The following is an 18,075-nucleotide window of genomic DNA, read 5'->3' as shown; positions in this document are numbered from 1 at the left end:
AGAAAATGACGCTCATCAAACTAAAAGACCTTGAAGCTCACCTATGGCACGCCGCGCACATCATCACCGGCCCCATCGACGCATCCGACTACAAGACCTATATATTCCCGATCCTGTTCTTTAAACGGATCTGCGATGTCTACGACGAAGAGTTTCAGGATGTGTTGGCCAAAGTCGGTAGTGCTGAGTTGGCGCGGGAGAAGATCTTCCATCGGATTCAAGTGCCCCTTGGCTGCCATTGGGATGACGTGTTTGCCAAATCCAACAATATTGGCAAGGCACTCAAGGATGCCTTTCTAGGTATTGAGCAGGCCAATACCCCATTGCATGGCATCTTCGGTGATGCCAGCTGGACCAATAAGGAACGCCTACCCGATGAGTTGCTAGCCACGTTGCTGAATCACTTCAATCAGGTAAATCTCGGGGTGGCCAGCGTTCGTAACGACGACATGGGGCGTGCCTACGAATACCTGATCAAGCGCTTTGCCGACAAAGCCAACAAGAAAGCGGGTGAGTTCTACACTCCGCGCACCATCGTGCGACTAATGGTGAGCATCCTTGATCCCAAAGCAGGTGACAGTGTTTATGACCCGGCCTGCGGTACTGGCGGCATGCTGCTGGAAACCATTCACCACGTTCGTGAGAATGCTGGCGATCCCCGCCTACTGAAGCTCAAGGGCCAGGAAAAAAACCTGACCACTGAAGCCATTGCCCGCATGAACCTGTTTCTCCATGGCCAGGAAGACTTCGAGATCGTGCGTGGCGATACCCTTCGCGACCCCAAGTTCTTGATCTACGACCGGCTCGAAACCTTTGATTGCGTGATCGCCAACCCACCGTTCAGCCTCAGCGAATGGGGCCATGAACATTGGGCTGCGGATGCTTACAGCCGCAACAAATACGGCCTCGCGCCGAAAACCAATGGCGATTTTGCCTGGGTGCAACACATGTTTGCTTCGCTCAACGATAACGGGCGTATGGCGGTTGTGCTACCTCACGGGGTGCTGTTCCGTGGTGGGGCAGAGGGCAAAATCCGCACCCACCTGCTCAAAGAGAATCGCATTGAAGCCATTATCGGTGTGGCCCCCAACCTGTTTTACGGAACCGCTATCCCAGCGTGCATTCTGCTGCTGCGTAAGCAGCGCCCTGACGAGCATCGTGACCAAGTTTTGATCATCAACGCTGAGGAAATATTCACCAAAGGCCGTGCGCAGAACACCCTGAGCAACGCCCAGGCAGATCAGATCTACCACATCTACCTGGAGCAGTATCAACAGGGGCCTAGAGCCAAAGCGTTGGAAGGCGTAGCGCGCTGGGTGCCGTTGGACGAAATTTTGGAAAACGACTTCAACCTGAACATTGCTCGTTATGTACAAAAACCATTGGAAGTAGAAACCATCACCGTCGAAGAAGCGCTGAAGGACTTCCAGAAGAAACTGGCCTCACTGGAACAAGCCGAGCAGGAACTGGAAGAGCTACTGATCAAGGAAGGGTTTGAGGCATGAGCACGCTTGTCGCCAACAGCAGTACCTCGCAGCTCATCATCTACCAGAGCGATGACGCCGGCGCTGACCTAAGCCAACTCGCTCACCCACTATCGGACAAGACCCGTAAAAATGATTGAGCACCAAAAACACCAGGCTTCCCGCCTCGGCAAAAAGAAACTCGAAGACTTGCTATGGGGCGCGGCCGAGTTTCTCCGTGGACAGATCGACGCTTCTGACTACAAGCAGTACATCTTTCCGTTGCTGTTCTACAAACGTCTGTCCGACGTTTACCTCGAAGAATATGTCGAGGCCCTGGAAGTGAGCGAAGGCGACGCCGACTACGCCGTGATGCCCATGTTTCACCGCTTCCACATTCCCCAGGAGGCACGCTGGGAAAAGGTACGCCACACCAGCAAGAACATTGGCGAGGCGATTCAGAATGCCCTACGCTTGATCGAGACCCACAACGAGCGCCTGCACGGCGTATTCGGCGATGCTCAGTGGACCAACAAGGAGCGTTTGCCGGACCACCTGCTGGCTGACTTAATTCAGCACTTCAGCAAGATTCCCCTAGGTATCACATCGGTGGCTCAGGATGACCTAGGCGAAGCCTACGAGTACCTGATCAAGAAGTTTGCTGACGACTCCGGCCACACTGCCGCCGAGTTCTACACTAACCGCACCGTGGTGCATCTGATGACCCGCATCATGGGTTTGAAGCCAGGGGAAACCGCTTACGACCCCACCTGCGGCACCGGCGGCATGCTGCTCAACGCGGTGATGGATTTGCGCGATGAAGGCAAGGAATGGCGTAGCGTCAAACTCTATGGCCAGGAAGTGAACCTGCTCACCTCCGCCATCGCCCGCATGAATATGTTCCTGCATGAGATTGAAGAGTTCGAGGTGCTACGCGGCGATACCCTGGCCGAGCCAAAATTTATCGAAGGCGACCAGCTCAAGCAGTTCGACGTGATCTTCGCCAACCCACCGTACTCCATCAAAAAATGGAACCGTGACAAGTTTGCCGCCGATCCCTATGGCCGCAACCTCTATGGCGTACCGCCCCAGGGCTGCGCCGATTACGGCTTCTACACCCATATCATCAAGAGCCTGAAACCCGATACCGGTCGTGCCGCCATGTTATGGCCCCACGGAGTGCTGTTCCGCGACGCTGAGCAGGCAATCCGCAAGCAAGTGATCGAATCCGACATCATCGAAGCAGTAATCGGTCTGGGACCCAACCTCTTCTATAACTCGCCGATGGAATCCTGCGTGGTGGTGCTCAACTGCAACAAACCCGCCGAGCGCAGAGGCAAGATTCTATTTATCAATGGTGCCGAGCATGTCACCCGTGAGCGCGCCCATAGTCGCCTCTCGAATGATGACTTGGCGGTGCTGACCGAAGCCTATCGGGCCCCAGAAAAGCATCCAGCCATTACCGCGTTGGTGGATGTCGAGGTGGTTCGCGAGAGCCAACACAATCTATCAATACCTCTCTATGTGCAGATCGTCAGCGACGAGGAGATCCATGATGTTCAGCATGCAGTTGAAACATGGAAAGCCAGTCGAGTGCGACTAAAGAGGCAAGCCAATAGACTATTTGAAAACCTCGCGACACTGGGGTATGAGGTGGAGCAGTGATGACTGGGCAAGCATTAGCCAAAGACTGGAATTTGGTGCGATTTGGTGAAGTTGCCGAGAATATATCTAAACGCGTCAATCCGAGCGCAGGTGATGAGAAAGAATACATCGGCCTTGAGCACTTGGATTCAGGGAGCTTGGAGGTCAGGCGTTGGGGCTCAGAGGTTGTACTCAAAGGACAAAAACTTGCAATAAAAAAAGGCGATATTTTATTCGCCAAAAGAAATGCGTACCTGAAGAGAGTGGCGCTCGCACCATTTGACGGAATATTTTCTGCCCATGGAATGGTGATTAGGCCTTTGGGTGGAGATATGCATCCAGAGTTCCTACCGTTTTTTATGCAGTCCAACACTTTTATGAATAGAGCAATATCGGTATCGGAAGGCTCGCTCTCGCCAACAATAAAATGGAAGACCTTGGCGGCCCAAGAGTTTAAGATTCCGCCATTGACTGAACAGAAAAGACTGCTCGAAATACTTAAAAAAGCCAGCGAATCGCTCAGCAAGCTTGATGAGCTAGAAAGCTCTTTTTCTCAAATGGTGAGCACTGTTATTGAAGATAAAATTCGTCAATTTTGTCCAAATGAAATTTCTATTGGAGAGCTAATTCAATCCGGTGACATTCTCGGAATCCAAGATGGCAATCATGGAAACGACCACCCCAAAGCATCCGACTATGTAGGCCATGGAATACCATTTGTAATGGCGAGTGACCTGACAAATGGTTCTATCAATCTTGATCAGTGCAAAAATTTAAAAAAAGAACTAGCTGACAAGCTTAGGATTGGCTTTTCTAAACCAGGAGACATATTGCTGTCACACAAAGGTACTGTTGGTCTTGTGGCAGTCACCCCAGAAGTAACAGACTATATAATGCTTACTCCCCAAGTAACCTATTATCGAGTAAAAGATGGCGGGCGACTTCGCTCCAAGTTTCTAGAAATCTACTTCAGGTCTCAGTCTTTTCAGCGCTCGCTTAAAGCGCTGTCAGCTCAATCTACCAGGGCGTACATTGGAATCACATCTCAGAAAAAAATGAATGTGCCTCTGCCTTTAGATTGGCAGCAAGATGAAATTATCCATTTATGGGGATGCATGGAAGAAACCAAGGATCGGATTCGTACAAAAAAAATTGCTACTTACAAATTATCAGAAAGCATTATTAATGGATGTTAGTATGTTTAGCGAACAAACCGTCACCGAAAATGGAATTATCGACCGCTTAAAAAAATTGAGCGGGGCTAAATGGATTCACTGCCACGGCGAGAGCCTGCCGAAGGAGGCGCAGGACATCTTTGTCGATGAGTGGCTAAAAGACGCGTTATGTTCGTTAAACCCGGCGATTGGCCAGCAGCCGGATTATGCCGACGAGGTTATCCATAAGCTGCGCGGCGTGCTATTGGAAGCACCGCACAGCGGTTTGGTGAGGGCCAACGAGAATTTCCAGGCATGGCTGCTTGCCGAAAAGACCTTGCCCTTTGGCGAGGACGGCGAGCACGTCACCATCAACCTGATTGACTTCGAGCATATCGAGAACAACCATTTTGTGGTTGCCCAGCAGGTGCACTATGTGGCGGCGGGCGAGGTGTTCTTCGATATCGTGCTTTACGTCAACGGCATCCCGCTGGTGGTTGGCGAAGTAAAAAGTGCCACACGCCCCAGCATCAGCTGGCAGGACGGTGCAGCCGACTTTATGGGTGGCAAGAAGCATTACTGGCAGCACGTGCAGGCCTTCTTCGTGCCCAACCTGTTGTGCTTCGCCAGCGAGGGCAAAACCTTTGCCTACGGTGCGATCAATTCGCGGGTCAAGGATTGGGGCCCTTGGCACCACACCGAACAGCGCGAGGATATTCCCGCAACCCTGGCCTCCGTGTTGGCAAGTGCTGAGGGACTGCTGAATCCGCAAACCCTGCTGAAACTGCTGACCTCATTTGCGCTGTTCTCTACCCAGAAAGTGGGTAAAGACACGCCGCCGAAGCGCATCAAGCTGCTGCCACGCTATCCGCAGTTCGAGGCAGCCAAGCAGATCGTCGAACGGGTGAAAAAGGGCTACCCGAAAAAAGGCCTGATCTGGCACTTCCAGGGCTCGGGCAAGTCGCTGTTGATGCTTTACGCAGCCAAAATGCTGCGGGCCGACAACGATCTGAAAAACCCGACTGTGCTGATCGTGGTCGACCGTCGCGACCTAGACAGTCAGATCAACGAGACCTTTGGCGGTGCCGACGTAAAAAACCTAATCAAGGTACAGAGCTGTAAGAAACTCGGCGCACATATCGAACAGGACAGCCGCGGCATCCTGATCACCACCATCTTCAAGTTCAAGGATGTCGAGGTTGATGAGCGCAACCCGGATGGCCTGAACAATCGCGACAACATCATCGTGCTGGTGGATGAAGCCCACCGCACCCAGGAAGGCGGCCTAGGCGAGAAGATGCGTTGGGCGCTGCCCAATGCCCATTTCTACGGCCTGACCGGTACGCCGATCTCAGGTATTGAGCGCAACACCTTCAAGTTGTTCGGCGCCGAGGACGATCCTGGTCGCTATATGAACCGCTACAGCTACAAGCAGTCGATCCGCGACGGCGCCACCAACCCGGTTAAGTTCGAACCACGCCTGGCCGAACTGCGGGTCGACCGCGAGGCGATCAACCAGGAGTTCGAGCAACTGGTCAAAAACAACGGTCTGGACGAAGGCGAGAAGACCGCTCTGTCCAAACGTGCTGGCAAGCTGGCGGTGATGCTCAAGGCACCGAAGCGCATGGAGGCCATCAGCGCCGATATTGCCGCGCATTTCACCAGCCATGTGCAGCCAAAAAAGATGAAAGCCATGGTAGTGGTCTATGACCGCGAAGCCTGCGTACAGATGTACGATCTGCTCGGCTGCAAACTCGGTTTCGACGCCATAGAAGTGGTGATGAACGTCGACCAGTCCCCGGTTAAAGATGAGAGCGGCAAGCTCAACAAGGACTGGAACCGCTGGCATGAAGAGCTTGAACTGCCAATCAAACAAGCCGATTTTGAGCGCTGGCAGAAATTAGATGGTGACGAGCAGGCGCAGAAGAACCTGTTGGAAACCTACAAAGACTCGAAGCAGCCTCTGCAACTGCTGATCGTCACCGCCAAACTGCTGACTGGTTTCGATGCGCCGATCTGCTACTGCATGTACCTGGACAAGCCGCTGCGCGATCACACCTTGTTGCAGGCCATGTGCCGTACCAACCGCTTGTACGAGGCGGATGGAGTGGTCAAGCGTATGGGGCTGATCATCGATTACCTGGGTGTATTCGAAAACCTGCGCACGGCGCTGGCCTACAACCCGGAAGAAATCGCCGGTATTGTCGAGGGCATTGAGAAATTCAAGGAACTGCTGCCGGAACAACTGAAGCAGTGCCTGGCCTTTTTTCCGAATGTAGACCGCACCCTGGAAGGCTTCGACGGCATCATGGCCGCCCAGGAGTGCCTGCCGAACAACAAGAGGCGCGATGAGTTTGCCGCCGCTTTTGGCGTACTATCCAAGCTCTGGTCGGCCATCAACCCTGACCCGTTCCTAACACCCTACCGCCAGGATTACAAATGGCTGGCGCAAATCTATGAATCCGTGCGCCCAGTTGGTCAGACGGGCGCGCTGGTCTGGGCCGCACTGGGTCCTGAAACCATCAAAATGATTCACGAGCACACCGATATCAAACGCATCCGCGATGATATCGATGAGCTGATCATGGATGAGCACGCGATCTTCACTCTCACCGAGAAGGAGCAGGAGATGCGCGCTCGCCGGTTGGAAATCGACCTGATGGGGCGTCTGCGCGGAAGTGGCGAACCTGCATTTATTGAGCTCGGCGAACGCTTAGAGAAGCTACGCCGAGACTATGAGGCCGGGGTAATCAAGGCCATCGACTGGCTCAAGGGGTTGCTCGAAGCGGCCAAAGATACGGTGCAGGCAGAGCGTGAAACCGGCGAGAAGGTGGTGACGGAAGAAAACAATAAGCAAGCGCTAACCAAGCTCTTCCTGGAAACCCGCCCGGAAACTACGCCGAAACTGATTGGCGATGTAGTCGAGCAGATTGACAAGATTGTGAAAGCCACCCGTTTTGAGGGCTGGCAGAACTCCAACAGCGGCCCGCGCGAAATCCAGAAAGCACTCATGCTGACCCTGGCTCAGTTTGGTTTAAGTAAGGACAAGGACTTGTTCCAAAAAGCATATGCCTACATCGAAGAGCACTATTAATGATGGCATGCATAGGGGACAGATTTATTTGCCGGACTCTTGACCGGCAGCTTCTGGCCCAGACTGTGTAAAAACGCAGACGGTGTTAACGTCTGCGTTGCAACATAAAATCTACCAGTCCTTCGTTAAGCAGCAGGCCTGAAAAATTTGCGCAGGAACGCGATTTTCGTTCTGGTTCTATACCTCAACCCTGCGCTAAAACGTTTTTACTCAGCCTAGGCCTGATAGCTGCCTATTGCAGCAATCGGCAAAGTGGCAATATGATTCATTTATGCGTACCTACGAACCAAAGTCGAAAAATAACTCATGATGGATCGCGTGAGCGAGCGAAACGAATGCCTGAAGTCGTATTAACCACTTGCGACGTAGTTCAATAATTTACTAGGTCACCGCTTCCCATGCCCGAAGCTACCCGGAAGACGTGCCCACGAGTCGAGCATATCAACACGCTTTGGAGCCTTCTTTTCTTTAGTTGCAGCAGGCTTTACCGACACTTTTGCCTTAAATTTCGCTCCGGCGAACTCTTCCACACTTACCTTAAAGCTCATATGCGTATTGGGAGGTTTTCCGCTCCTTGCGAAGACGGCACCCACTTGCCCCATTTTGCTTGTCAGCCCAAGACGTTCGCAGATCCATGCTGAAACGAATAGCTTGAAGTCACGACTGTCAAATACGTTCACCAACGCACCAAGAAGGGAGTAATCACCATGCTTCTCCGAATGCTCTATACAGTACGTTAGCGCCTGGCTATACAGGTAGGACATGAGAACCTTCTTTTCGTCGAGAAGTGTTCGGACAGTGCCTTTACTCAGGGCTACGATCTGTTTATACGAGTCCTTCATAATCGTTTCAGCTCCTGCCATTCTAGTATTGAAGCCAATTTAACCCAAAAAGGAGAGACTCTGAATCGCCCCTCGATTCGTAGGTAAATCGTAACTCCATTTTCGACAGCTGCCACCAAAGCTGACCGTCCATTTTTGGCCTGTTTCTGCCTGTCGCAACTGGCAGCTATGGTAGTTCACTGCCAATCATGATTACGAAACGTGCTGGTCAGATCGAATGCAAACGGGTGGTCAACTGGAGTGCAGTATTCCAATTGGTATTCCAACTAAAAACCAAGCTAGATATTAATGTTAAAAATCAACAACTTACTAAACCGATTCAAATTACCCCGGCCCACCAACCCTCAACGACAAAGCCCGCCAAGTGCGGGCTTTGTCGCATCTAACCATCCCATCCAGCCCCCACCGCAAAAAACCAATCCCTCCCCACACAATTCAATGCTCATGCCGATGATGCACATCCGGAAAATGCGCATGGCTATGCCGAATCGGCGTATGCACATGCGGATGGCTGTGCGGCTCCGTTCCATCCCATTCAAACCCGTGCGTATGCTGGTGGTGCTCGTCGTGTATGTGGCGATGATCATGCTCAAGCAGTTCGTGCTGATGCTCATGAATATGGTTCTCCATCAAATGAATCCACACCCCCACAGCCATTAACGCTGCAGCGAGCAGAAACATCAGCGATACCGACTCGCCCAGCAGTAGAATCGAGATACCTGCGCCCAGAAACGGTGCGGTGGAAAAGTACGCGCCGGTGCGCGCACTGCCCAGCCCACGCAGGGCGAGGACGAACATCACCAGGCTGACGCCGTAGCCGAGAAACCCGACCAGCAGGATCGGCACCAGCGAGGCGGCGGGCAGTTGTGTGCCAATGAACAAGGCGAGGCTGCAGTTGACCACCCCTGCCACAAGACCTTTGCTGCCCGCGATAAACAGTGCATCCGAGGCAGACACCTTACGCGTCAGGTTGTTGTCGATGGCCCAGCAAAAGCAGGCGAAGGCGACGGCCAGCGGACCTGTCCAGTCTTGCGCCGATACGGCGTCTTGCGGCCAGGACAACACGACACCGCCGGCCACGATGGCGAGCATGCCGATCACGATTCGCCGATCGGCGTTTTCCTTGAACACTAGCCACGCCAGCAGCGCCGTGAGCACTGATTCCAGGTTGAGCATCAGTGACGCGCTCGCGCCGGACGTTCTGGTCAAACCGAACATCAATGCTACCGGCGCCAGCACGCCGCCAAAGCCGATGGCTCCGACCAGCCACGGCCATTCGCCGGCTCCGAGTCCGGAACGCTGCCAGCCTCGATCGCGGGCAACACGCAGGGCGGTCAAACCCAGCCCGCTGCCCAGATAGAGCAACCCGGCCAATAGAATCGGTGAAATCTGTACGCCCAACAGCTTGGCGAGCGGCGTACTGGCGCCAAACAACGCTGCTGCAACCAATGCGTAGAGCACGCTCACATTCATGAAGGGATCACTCGCTCGGGCCGATGAAATATTGGCAACGATCATGGCAAAACTCAGGTGAGAATTATGTGAACCGTTCCCTGAAGGATCCCCTCTCCTTCAAGCACACACTCCCCTCCAGCAACATTTGATCCGCGCAATCCAGGGCGCTGGGGCGATGCAGCCTCTATGTTGCGAACATCGAGATAGGGATTGTCACCGGACTCAAGCCAGCGGATAAACCCCGGAAGCGCTTCTACACTCACAGCGCCCCTTCCGCCACACCGAGCCCACATGACCTCTCTAAAAGACCGCATGCAACAAGGCAAAGACGCGCGCAAGCAGTGCCCGCGCAGCGCTCAGGCATCCACCGGCAAGCTGAACCGTGACCCGATTCCGTTGATCAAGGCCTCCAGCCAGGGCCGCGTCGAGGCGCTGGTCGAACTGCGTTACGGGCGCATGCTGGTGTCGCCGTTCACGTTCTTTCGCGGCAATGCCTTGTTGCAGGCGCACGATTTATCGGGCACGGCGAACATGGGCCTGAACTTGCCCATCTGTGGTGACTGCCATCTGATGAATTTCGGCGGTTTCGCCACGCCTGAGCGCAATCTGCTGTTCAGCGTCAACGATTTCGACGAAGCGCATCCCGGACCGTGGGAGTGGGATCTCAAGCGTCTCGCGGCGAGTTTCGTGGTGGCCGCCCGCGATTTGCGCCACGGCGAGTCGGTCGAGGAACAGGTGTGCCGTGAAATGGTCGGCGCCTATCAGACGACGCTGCTGGAATGCGCCGAACAGAGTTCGCTGGAAAACTGGTACGAGTCCATCAGCTACAACGATCTGCTTGCGCAGGCGCGCAAAAGTACCCTCGAACATGTGGAGCGCGCCATCGAAAAGGCTGAGCGGCGCACCCACGCCGAGCTACTGCCCAAAATCAGTGAGCGCGATGCCAGTGGTCGTCTGATTATTCGTGATGACCTGCCAGAAATTTTCCACCTGCACAAAAACACCACGCTGCTGGACGCCGACGATGACTGGTTACGGTTGTCGGACTGGCGCCCTCTCTACGATGCGTTCATGCGTGATTATCGAAACACGCTGCAACCTGACCGTCGCGAGTTGCTCTCACGGTTTCACGCCCAGGACCTGGCCTTCAAAGTGGTCGGCGTCGGCAGTGTCGGTACGCGCTGCCTGGTGGCGCTGCTGACCGACGATCAGGAATTTCCGTTGTTTCTGCAGTTCAAGGAAGCACGACGTTCGGTGCTCGCCGATTACGTCAAAGTCAAATCGCGCACGCGCCACGAAGGCCAACGTGTGGTCGAGGGGCAGCGGTTGATGCAGGCCGCCAGCGATCTGTTTCTCGGCTGGACCACCGGCCCCAGCGGTCGGCACTTCTATGTGCGGCAACTGCGCGACATGAAAATCTCCGCTGAGCTTGAGACCTTTGACGCCGAAACCTTCGCCGCCTATGGACGTGTTTGCGGCCGAGCCCTCGCCCGGGCACATGCCAAGGCATCCGGCCTCGCGGCGCAAATCAGCGGTTACATCGGCAAAGGCGATGCGCTGGCCGATGCGCTGCTGAAATACGCGCAAAGTTACACCGCGCAAAACGAACGCGACTTCGAGCGTTTCCAGGTGGCTTGTCGCAAGGGCCGTTTGCGCGCCCGGTCAGAGGCTGATTTTGCCGCTGACCACATGCCTTGAGTGGGGCCGGCTCCTCCTTCCCACACCGAACGTCCTAGGAAAATTCCTGCAACACGCGTCGACTTTGGTGAACTGGTGGACGGTTCCTCAGGACGTTACCCTCCACGACCACTGCCATCCAACGGACGGTTTGGCAGCCGCAACTGCAGTGAATGTTCACTCCACGGAGCTACGTCATGAAAAAAACCCCACAGCTTTCGCTGGTTGGCTCGGCACCTTCCGACGCGCCCGCTTCCAGCACCCAACCTCAGTCGAATACCACCGCACGCACCGAGGCGACCCGTCGGCGGCGTAGCGTCCCGCTCAATCAACTCATCAGGGTGCGCGACGATGTCGACACACTGACCCTGCTCACCCACGCCAGCGAGATCCTCGACTCCCTCGTCGCCATCAGCGCAAACCTTGCCGATGAGTACGATGGCTCCAAACGCCATGTGGCGGTGGCGATGAAGCAATTGAGCGCACTGGCCGAGATACTGGTCTGCCGGGCGCGGGACAATCTTGACCCACAGGGACCGCAAACCTGCGGGCCTGAAACCCGCCATTGACGGGTGAAACCTGTACGAGTCGCCCCGTCGCTCGGGTGAGCATCGGCCAACGCCGAGCCGCCCATCGAGATGAATTTTTCTTCACTGCAGCTGCGCGGCCAAGCCTTGTACAGTCCGCTCGCTCATTCAAGAAACTACGGTTCGCCCGCGCTCCTGCGGGCTTTTTTTTGCCTGAGACAAAGTCCCTTATTCGCCACGACTTGCCGTGACCCCGGTGATTGCGCGACTCTGCCAGCAGATCCCACAAGCCGGAGCGCCCGATGCCGCTGTTGACCCTGCCCTGCCAACGCCTGACGCTCGCAATACTCGCTCTAGAGCAGGCCGAGCTCGAAAGCGAGTTCTACCGACGTAACCTGCGCCACCTCGCGCCATGGTCACCCATCCGCACCACTGAATATTTTTCCACCGAGCAGATTCGCCGACGCCTTGAAATACAGGCCAGCGCATTCGAGGCCGGGCTGGCCATGCATTTCGCGCTACTGACCCCGGACGGCCAGCAGATGATCGGCGCCTGCAACTTCAGCGGCATTATTCGTGGTGCCTTTCAGGCGTGTTATCTGGGTTATCACATCGACGAGGCCCAACAGGGTCAGGGCTTGATGCAGGAAGCGCTGGAGGCTGGTATCGCTTACATGTTCGAGACCCAGAATCTGCACCGGATCATGGCCAACTACATTCCGGGCAACGAACGCAGTGCGCGCTTGCTGGAGCGCCTGGGCTTCGAACGTGAGGGTTACGCCAAGGCGTATCTGAACATTGCCGGACGCTGGCAGGATCACGTGCTGACGGCGCTGGTCAATTCAAGGTTCGAGACGCCGGAAAAGCGCTGGTCGAAACCTTTGGCGTGAGTTTCACAATTCGTTAAGGATTGCCGTCGTATGCTCAGGCCTCCCGCCCCTTCCGGTTGCCTGAAACCTATGTCGCGTGCCGTCACTTCGCTGTTTCTGCTTGCTGCCCTGCTGTTTTTCTTCGCGCTGGGCAACCACCAATTGCAAGGCTCCACCGAGGCCCGCGTCGCCGGCATCGCCATGGAGATGCATCTGGACGACGATTGGGTGACGCCGCGCCTGTTCGGCGAACCGTTTCTGGAAAAACCACCGTTGAGCCTATGGCTGGATGCTGGTGCGATGCGCGTGTTCGGTGTTTCACCGTGGGCCGTGCGACTGGCGTCGGCGGTGGCCGGGCTGCTCAGTGTGATGCTGCTGTACGGCATGTTGCGCCGCTTTGAACGGCCGAAAATGATTGCCTGGACGGCGGGCATTCTGCTCGCGACCATGGCCAGTTACTGGAGCAATGTGCGCGGCGTCGGTGAAGATGCATTGCTCGCCCTCGGCGTGACCACGGCACTGCTCGCCTTTTTCCAGGCGCAACGGACGTCGACCGCGGGCAACTCGCTGTTGTTTGTCGTCGGGATCGCCATCGCCACCTTGAGCAAGGGTGTGCTGGGGCTGGCGATGCCGGGGGTAGTGATTTTTGCCTATTTGCTGACCGACAACCTTATGGACAGGCGCCTGAAAATCACGGATTGGCTGCGGCCGGGCTTACTGACCCTGATCGGTTTGATTCCGCTGCTGATCTGGCTCGTCATCCTCTTTCAGCACGGCGGCGCGCAGGCCGTCAAAGAGGTGCTGCTGACCAACAGTGTCGGGCGCTTCAGCGGTTCGTTCGTCGAGGCCGGGCACTACGAACCGTTCTATTACTACCTCGCCAAACTGCCGGAAGCCTTCCTGCCGTGGAACATTCTGGTGTACCTGGGGCTCTGGCATTTCCGCAAACAATTGAAGGCCAACCGCTACTTGCTGTTTTTCAGCCTGTGGATCGTTGCGCAGTTCGTGATGCTGACGTTGGCGTCGAGCAAGCGCACGGTGTACCTGATGTCGATGACGCCCGCCGCAGCGGTGATCGCGGCAGAATATGCAGGCGTGTTGTTCGAACGATTGAAGCAGTACGAATCCGCCAATCGATTCGTAGGCCGAATCGCCCGTCACCGTCAGACATTGGCAGTAACTGTGCTCACGCTGGTGATCTGCAGTTATCTCGCGGCCGCGCAATGGGCCCTGCCCCACGCCGACAAAAAGCTTTCGTTCCTGCCATTGAGTGCAGAGATTCAGACACTGCAGACCGCCGGGCATCAAGTCGCACTGTTTCAGGCCAATGAGCGGGTCGGTGGCGCGACGGTCTTCTATACCCAGCAAGTACTCAAAGGGCTGGATACCGAGGCGCAGTTGCGAGATTTCCTCACGGCCTCGTCCTCGCATGTCGTGGTGATGGCCGGCGACAGCGAACCCGCGCCCCCCCTGAAAGTGCTCAAAACCATGATGGTCGGGCGCCAGGCGTATTACTTCGTCAGCTATTGAGGCCTGCGCAGCCGCATAAAAAAACCCGCCGATGATTGGCGGGTTTTTCATTTCATCCGAACGGGTTCAGAGAGAGACCTCAGGTTGAGCACTGAACGCTTTCTGCGTGCGCTTGCCCAGCACCGGCACATCCAGCCGCGCCCGTCCGTAGAAGGCCAGCGCTGTCAGCAAACACGCCACCCAGACGAAGATTCCGGCCCAGAACGTGTGGGACATGTAGTGCCAGCCTTGCAGGACGCGAGTAGTGCCATAAACGAATCCCAGCAACAGCGAGCCCCACAAGATTGCACTGGAAAAACGCCATTGATAGCGCCGCGCCACGAAATACAGCGCCAGCATGGTGAAGCCGCCCGACGCATGACCACCCGGCCAGCACCGGCCACTACCCGCTTCATGGAACAGTTGAAAGTTGCTGTACCACTCAATGTGAGCCATTTTGCCGCCGTACAGCGTGGTCTCGATCGGGCAGTAAACGCTGGTGTGGGATTTGAGGAAGTGAATCACCCCAGTGCAAACGGCAAATGCGACCACCACAAACAGAAAATCCCTACGGTGATCAGCGGCAAATCGCAGCACTGGCGCGACTTTGCTACGTTCCAGCATTGCGCCGAGGCGCGGACGCTTCTGCGGATTGACCAACGGCCAGACCACCGATAGCAGCGCGCCGATCAGGGCGATTTCCGCCGTCCAGTTCGGAATGATCCGCGCCCATTTGTGCGTGAGCTTCTCAAAGAAGTGGATCTTGTCGAGCGGGAAGGACTGCGTCAGCGGATCGAACAACAGGTTGCTGAAGGCGATGTCGATTTTGGTCATGTCGAACATCAGGAACACCAGCGCCGCACAAGCGAGCGGAATACCAAAATTGTAAGCGTAGAAACGGGATTTCATCGGGTGGTCACCGTGCGCCAGTCGGAGGCTTCAATAAAGCCGAGCATCTTGGGAGCCGCCGGGCTGGCAGCGGAAACAAACAATGACGAGCCATAACCCATGTCCGAGGTCGGTACTTTGAGGTCTTTCTCGATTTGCGCCATGCATTCGCTGTGGGTCACCAGGACCAGATTGCGACCGGGAACCTTGTGGGCCAGAGCGTCCTGCAACATGCGGCCCCGGCAGTTGATCAACCAGTCGTCACCGCTGGCGGCGTGGTTGAACATGTAACCGGCGGTCTGCACCGTGCGCATCGACGGGCTGTTATAGATGTCGGCATTGTTCAGGCCCAGTTGTTCGAACCGTGCACCGACCGCCACGGCAACACTGCGCGAGCGATCAGTGATGCCGTCATTGCCACTCAGGCAAGCCGCTTTGGAGTGATCGCAGCGTTCGACATGACGCACCAGCACGATCATCTCGCCCTTGGCCCAACCGGCTGCCAGCGCCTGCGCACCGGAGACATTGCCATGGGCGAGATCCGGCACCGCCGCCGGCGCCAGCAACCACAGGGTCAGGGGGATCACCAGTATCGATGCTGCCAACACCACCCAGGTGTTGCGAAAACGCGCCAAAAAGCTCAGATCGATCGAGCGTTTGACGCCGAACAGACTCAGTCTCAATTCCACAAAAACCGCCTCGCCACTGTGCATCTCGGGTTCATTCGATGCGGCGAAGGTACAGAGGCGCGCGTGGGCAGCCAGTGAAACCCATGTGAAAAAAGTCTTGGGATCCGATGTTACAAATTCCGTAGGACAAAATCCTTTCAGCTCTGGGAAATGCGGCCGATACAAACCTGCTAACACCCTTGCTGGCTCAAAAAAACAACAATCTTCCAGCCTAACCGACGACAAGAAACCCAACGTTTCTGGAGGATTTTTGATGAATAGCTGGTTCGGCAACATCAGCGTGAACATGAAACTGGGCCTGGGCTTCGGCCTCGTGCTGGCCCTGACCTGCGTGCTGGCCCTGACAGGCTGGACCAGCCTCGGTGGCCTGATTGACCGCAGCAACTGGATGAGCGACATCACCCAGCTCAACGCCGGTCTGACCAAACTGCGCGTAGTACGTCTGCAATACATGCTGACCAATGGCGATGAAACTGCCGCACAGAATGTGCAAACCACCCTTGAAAGCTTCGCCGCGCAACAACAGAAGCTGATCAATAGCTTCAAGAGCCCGGAAAACGTCAAACTGCTCAAGGAGCAGGCCGCGACCATCGCTGAATACCAGACGTCGCTGAACAAAATGCGCAACGCCTATCGCACCGGCAACAGCGCCCGCGACAGCATGAGCGTGAGTGCCGAGACCGCGTACAACCAGATCGAATCGATCAGCAAACGCGTGCAACAGATGGACATGAGCGAACAGCGCTTCGAACAGTTCCAGGCGATCACCGCCGCCAAGGAAGCGTTCATCCTCGCGCGCTACGAAGTTCGCGGTTACACCGCCACCACCAACGCCGAAACCGAACAGAAAGCCGTCGGCCAACTGGATGTCGCAATCGCCAGCCTCAAGCAACTGAACGTGCATTTCGCCGATTCTCAGCAAGACGCCCTGCGTCAGCTGGAAACCGCATTGATCAATTACCGCAGCGCATTGATGGCGTATAAAAATGCCAACACTGACGCCGTACAGGCCCGTAAGGAAATGACTGATCAAGGCGCCGCCATCGTCACTACGAGCGAGCAGCTGTACCAGATCCAGCTCGACCGTCGCGACATCGAAAGTGCCCAGGCGCGCACCTTCCAGTTGATCAGCACCCTGCTGGCGCTGCTGGTTGGCGTGATTGCTGCGGTAATCATCACCCGTCAGATCACCCGTCCGCTGCAAGAAACCCTGGCCGTGGTCGAGCGCATCGCCAGCGGCGACCTGACCCAGAACGTCACCGTCACCCGCCGCGACGAACTTGGCGTGCTGCAACAAGGCATCGCCCGCATGGGTGTGACCCTGCGCGACTTGATCAGCGGTATCCGCGACGGCGTCACCCAGATCGCCAGCGCCGCTGAAGAACTCTCGGCCGTGACCGAGCAGACCAGCGCCGGTGTGAACAGTCAGAAAGTCGAGACCGATCAGGTCGCCACCGCGATGCACGAAATGACTGCCACCGTGCAGGAAGTCGCGCGCAACGCCGAAGAAGCCTCGCAAGCTGCTGCCGCCGCTGACGGTGAAGCCCGTGAAGGCGACAAAGTGGTCAACGAAGCCATCGCCCAGATCGAACGTCTGGCCAGCGAAGTGGTGCGTTCGACCGAAGCGATGAGCGTGCTGCAACAGGAAAGCGACAAGATCGGCAGCGTCATGGACGTGATCAAGGCAGTAGCCGAACAGACCAACCTGCTGGCGCTCAACGCTGCGATCGAAGCCGCGCGCGCCGGTGAAGCCGGTCGTGGTTTTGCCGTGGTCGCCGACGAGGTTCGTGGCCTGGCTCAGCGTACGCAGAAATCCACCGAAGAAATCGAAGGCCTGGTCGCCGGTCTGCAGAACGGCACCCAGCAAGTCTCGGCGGTGATGAGCAACAGCCGCGCCCTGACCGACAGCAGCGTAGCGCTGACGCGCAAGGCTGGCGCATCACTGGAAAACATCACCCGCACGGTGTCGAACATTCAGTCGATGAACCAGCAGATCGCTGCAGCGGCTGAACAGCAGAGCGCAGTGGCTGAAGAGATCAGCCGCAGCATCATCAACGTACGCGACGTGTCGGAACAGACCGCAGCCGCGAGTGATGAGACGGCAGCGTCGAGTGTTGAACTGGCGCGTCTGGGTGGGCAGTTGCAGCAGATGGTCAGCCACTTCCGCGTTTGATCCTGATTTCGCGCTGAGGCTACAACCGAATCGCGAGCAGGCGAAGGCCTACAGGTAACGCGTCGATCACAGATTATGTGGGCGACGCCAA

Annotated in this window: 13 protein-coding genes and 1 pseudogene; 10 read left to right on the top strand and 4 right to left on the bottom strand. The window is 56.1% G+C overall.

Translation table 11 applies throughout. The annotated features are described in order from the left end of the window. The first annotated feature begins 5 nt into the window (after positions 1-5). From AC5SEM_RS00330 to AC5SEM_RS00315, 4 genes are all read left to right on the top strand, one after another. Entirely contained in the window at positions 6-1,505 is a 1,500-nt protein-coding gene (locus tag AC5SEM_RS00330) for a type I restriction-modification system subunit M (RefSeq protein WP_495471926.1), read from the top strand. A 111-nt stretch (positions 1,506-1,616) separates the two neighbouring features. Next, positions 1,617-3,128, top strand: a complete 1,512-nt coding sequence (locus AC5SEM_RS00325; RefSeq protein WP_495471925.1) for a type I restriction-modification system subunit M — start codon at positions 1,617-1,619, stop codon at positions 3,126-3,128. Continuing rightward, positions 3,128-4,303, top strand: coding sequence for a restriction endonuclease subunit S (locus AC5SEM_RS00320; RefSeq protein WP_495471924.1), 1,176 nt, complete (start codon positions 3,128-3,130; stop codon positions 4,301-4,303). The genes AC5SEM_RS00325 and AC5SEM_RS00320 overlap by 1 nt, the downstream gene beginning before the upstream one ends. A gap of 1 nt (position 4,304) precedes the next feature. Next, entirely contained in the window at positions 4,305-7,355 is a 3,051-nt protein-coding gene (locus tag AC5SEM_RS00315; RefSeq protein WP_495471923.1) for a type I restriction endonuclease subunit R, read from the top strand. A 386-nt stretch (positions 7,356-7,741) separates the two neighbouring features. On the opposite strand, the gene AC5SEM_RS00310 is transcribed toward AC5SEM_RS00315, so the two are convergent. Both AC5SEM_RS00310 and AC5SEM_RS00305 read right to left on the bottom strand, forming a co-directional pair. Further along, on the bottom strand, positions 7,742-8,197 hold the full coding sequence (locus AC5SEM_RS00310; protein ID WP_495471922.1) for a hypothetical protein: 456 nt from the start codon (positions 8,195-8,197) through the stop codon (positions 7,742-7,744). Between the two features lie 435 nt (positions 8,198-8,632). Beyond that, complete coding sequence (locus tag AC5SEM_RS00305) at positions 8,633-9,670, bottom strand: DMT family transporter (protein WP_495471921.1); 1,038 nt, start codon at positions 9,668-9,670, stop codon at positions 8,633-8,635. A gap of 273 nt (positions 9,671-9,943) precedes the next feature. Here AC5SEM_RS00305 and AC5SEM_RS00300 point away from each other — a divergent pair, with 273 nt between their 5' ends. The 4 genes from AC5SEM_RS00300 to AC5SEM_RS00285 all read left to right on the top strand — a co-directional run bounded on the left by AC5SEM_RS00300 (position 9,944) and on the right by AC5SEM_RS00285 (position 14,255). Continuing rightward, positions 9,944-11,350, top strand: a complete 1,407-nt coding sequence (locus AC5SEM_RS00300) for a DUF2252 domain-containing protein (RefSeq protein WP_495471920.1) — start codon at positions 9,944-9,946, stop codon at positions 11,348-11,350. Positions 11,351-11,526: 176 nt separating this feature from the next. Next, entirely contained in the window at positions 11,527-11,898 is a 372-nt protein-coding gene (locus AC5SEM_RS00295; protein WP_495471919.1) for a DUF6124 family protein, read from the top strand. A gap of 260 nt (positions 11,899-12,158) precedes the next feature. After that, entirely contained in the window at positions 12,159-12,746 is a 588-nt protein-coding gene (rimJ, locus tag AC5SEM_RS00290; protein WP_495471918.1) for a ribosomal protein S5-alanine N-acetyltransferase, read from the top strand. 30 nt (positions 12,747-12,776) lie between these two features. Continuing rightward, a complete protein-coding gene (locus AC5SEM_RS00285) occupies positions 12,777-14,255 on the top strand; it encodes an ArnT family glycosyltransferase (RefSeq protein ID WP_495471917.1) in 1,479 nt (492 codons plus the stop codon). 66 nt (positions 14,256-14,321) lie between these two features. Here the strand turns inward: AC5SEM_RS00285 and AC5SEM_RS00280 are convergent, their stop codons facing one another. Then, complete coding sequence (locus AC5SEM_RS00280) at positions 14,322-15,143, bottom strand: phosphatase PAP2 family protein (RefSeq protein ID WP_495471916.1); 822 nt, start codon at positions 15,141-15,143, stop codon at positions 14,322-14,324. After that, entirely contained in the window at positions 15,140-15,811 is a 672-nt protein-coding gene (pmrG, locus tag AC5SEM_RS00275; protein WP_177412553.1) for a lipopolysaccharide core heptose(II)-phosphate phosphatase PmrG, read from the bottom strand. The genes AC5SEM_RS00280 and pmrG overlap by 4 nt, the downstream gene beginning before the upstream one ends. Positions 15,812-16,064: 253 nt before the next feature. On the opposite strand from pmrG, the pseudogene AC5SEM_RS00270 reads away from it, so the two are divergent. Both AC5SEM_RS00270 and AC5SEM_RS00265 read left to right on the top strand, forming a co-directional pair. Continuing rightward, positions 16,065-17,126, top strand: a pseudogene (locus AC5SEM_RS00270) (methyl-accepting chemotaxis protein); the annotation flags it as partial. Beyond that, positions 17,121-17,984, top strand: a complete 864-nt coding sequence (locus AC5SEM_RS00265; RefSeq protein WP_371748303.1) for a methyl-accepting chemotaxis protein — start codon at positions 17,121-17,123, stop codon at positions 17,982-17,984. The pseudogene AC5SEM_RS00270 and the gene AC5SEM_RS00265, both read left to right, overlap by 6 nt. Positions 17,985-18,075 lie beyond the last annotated feature (91 nt).

It is taken from the genome of Pseudomonas sp. CH61, from assembly GCF_059429415.1.
This window is presented reverse-complemented; position numbering and strand designations above follow the sequence as displayed.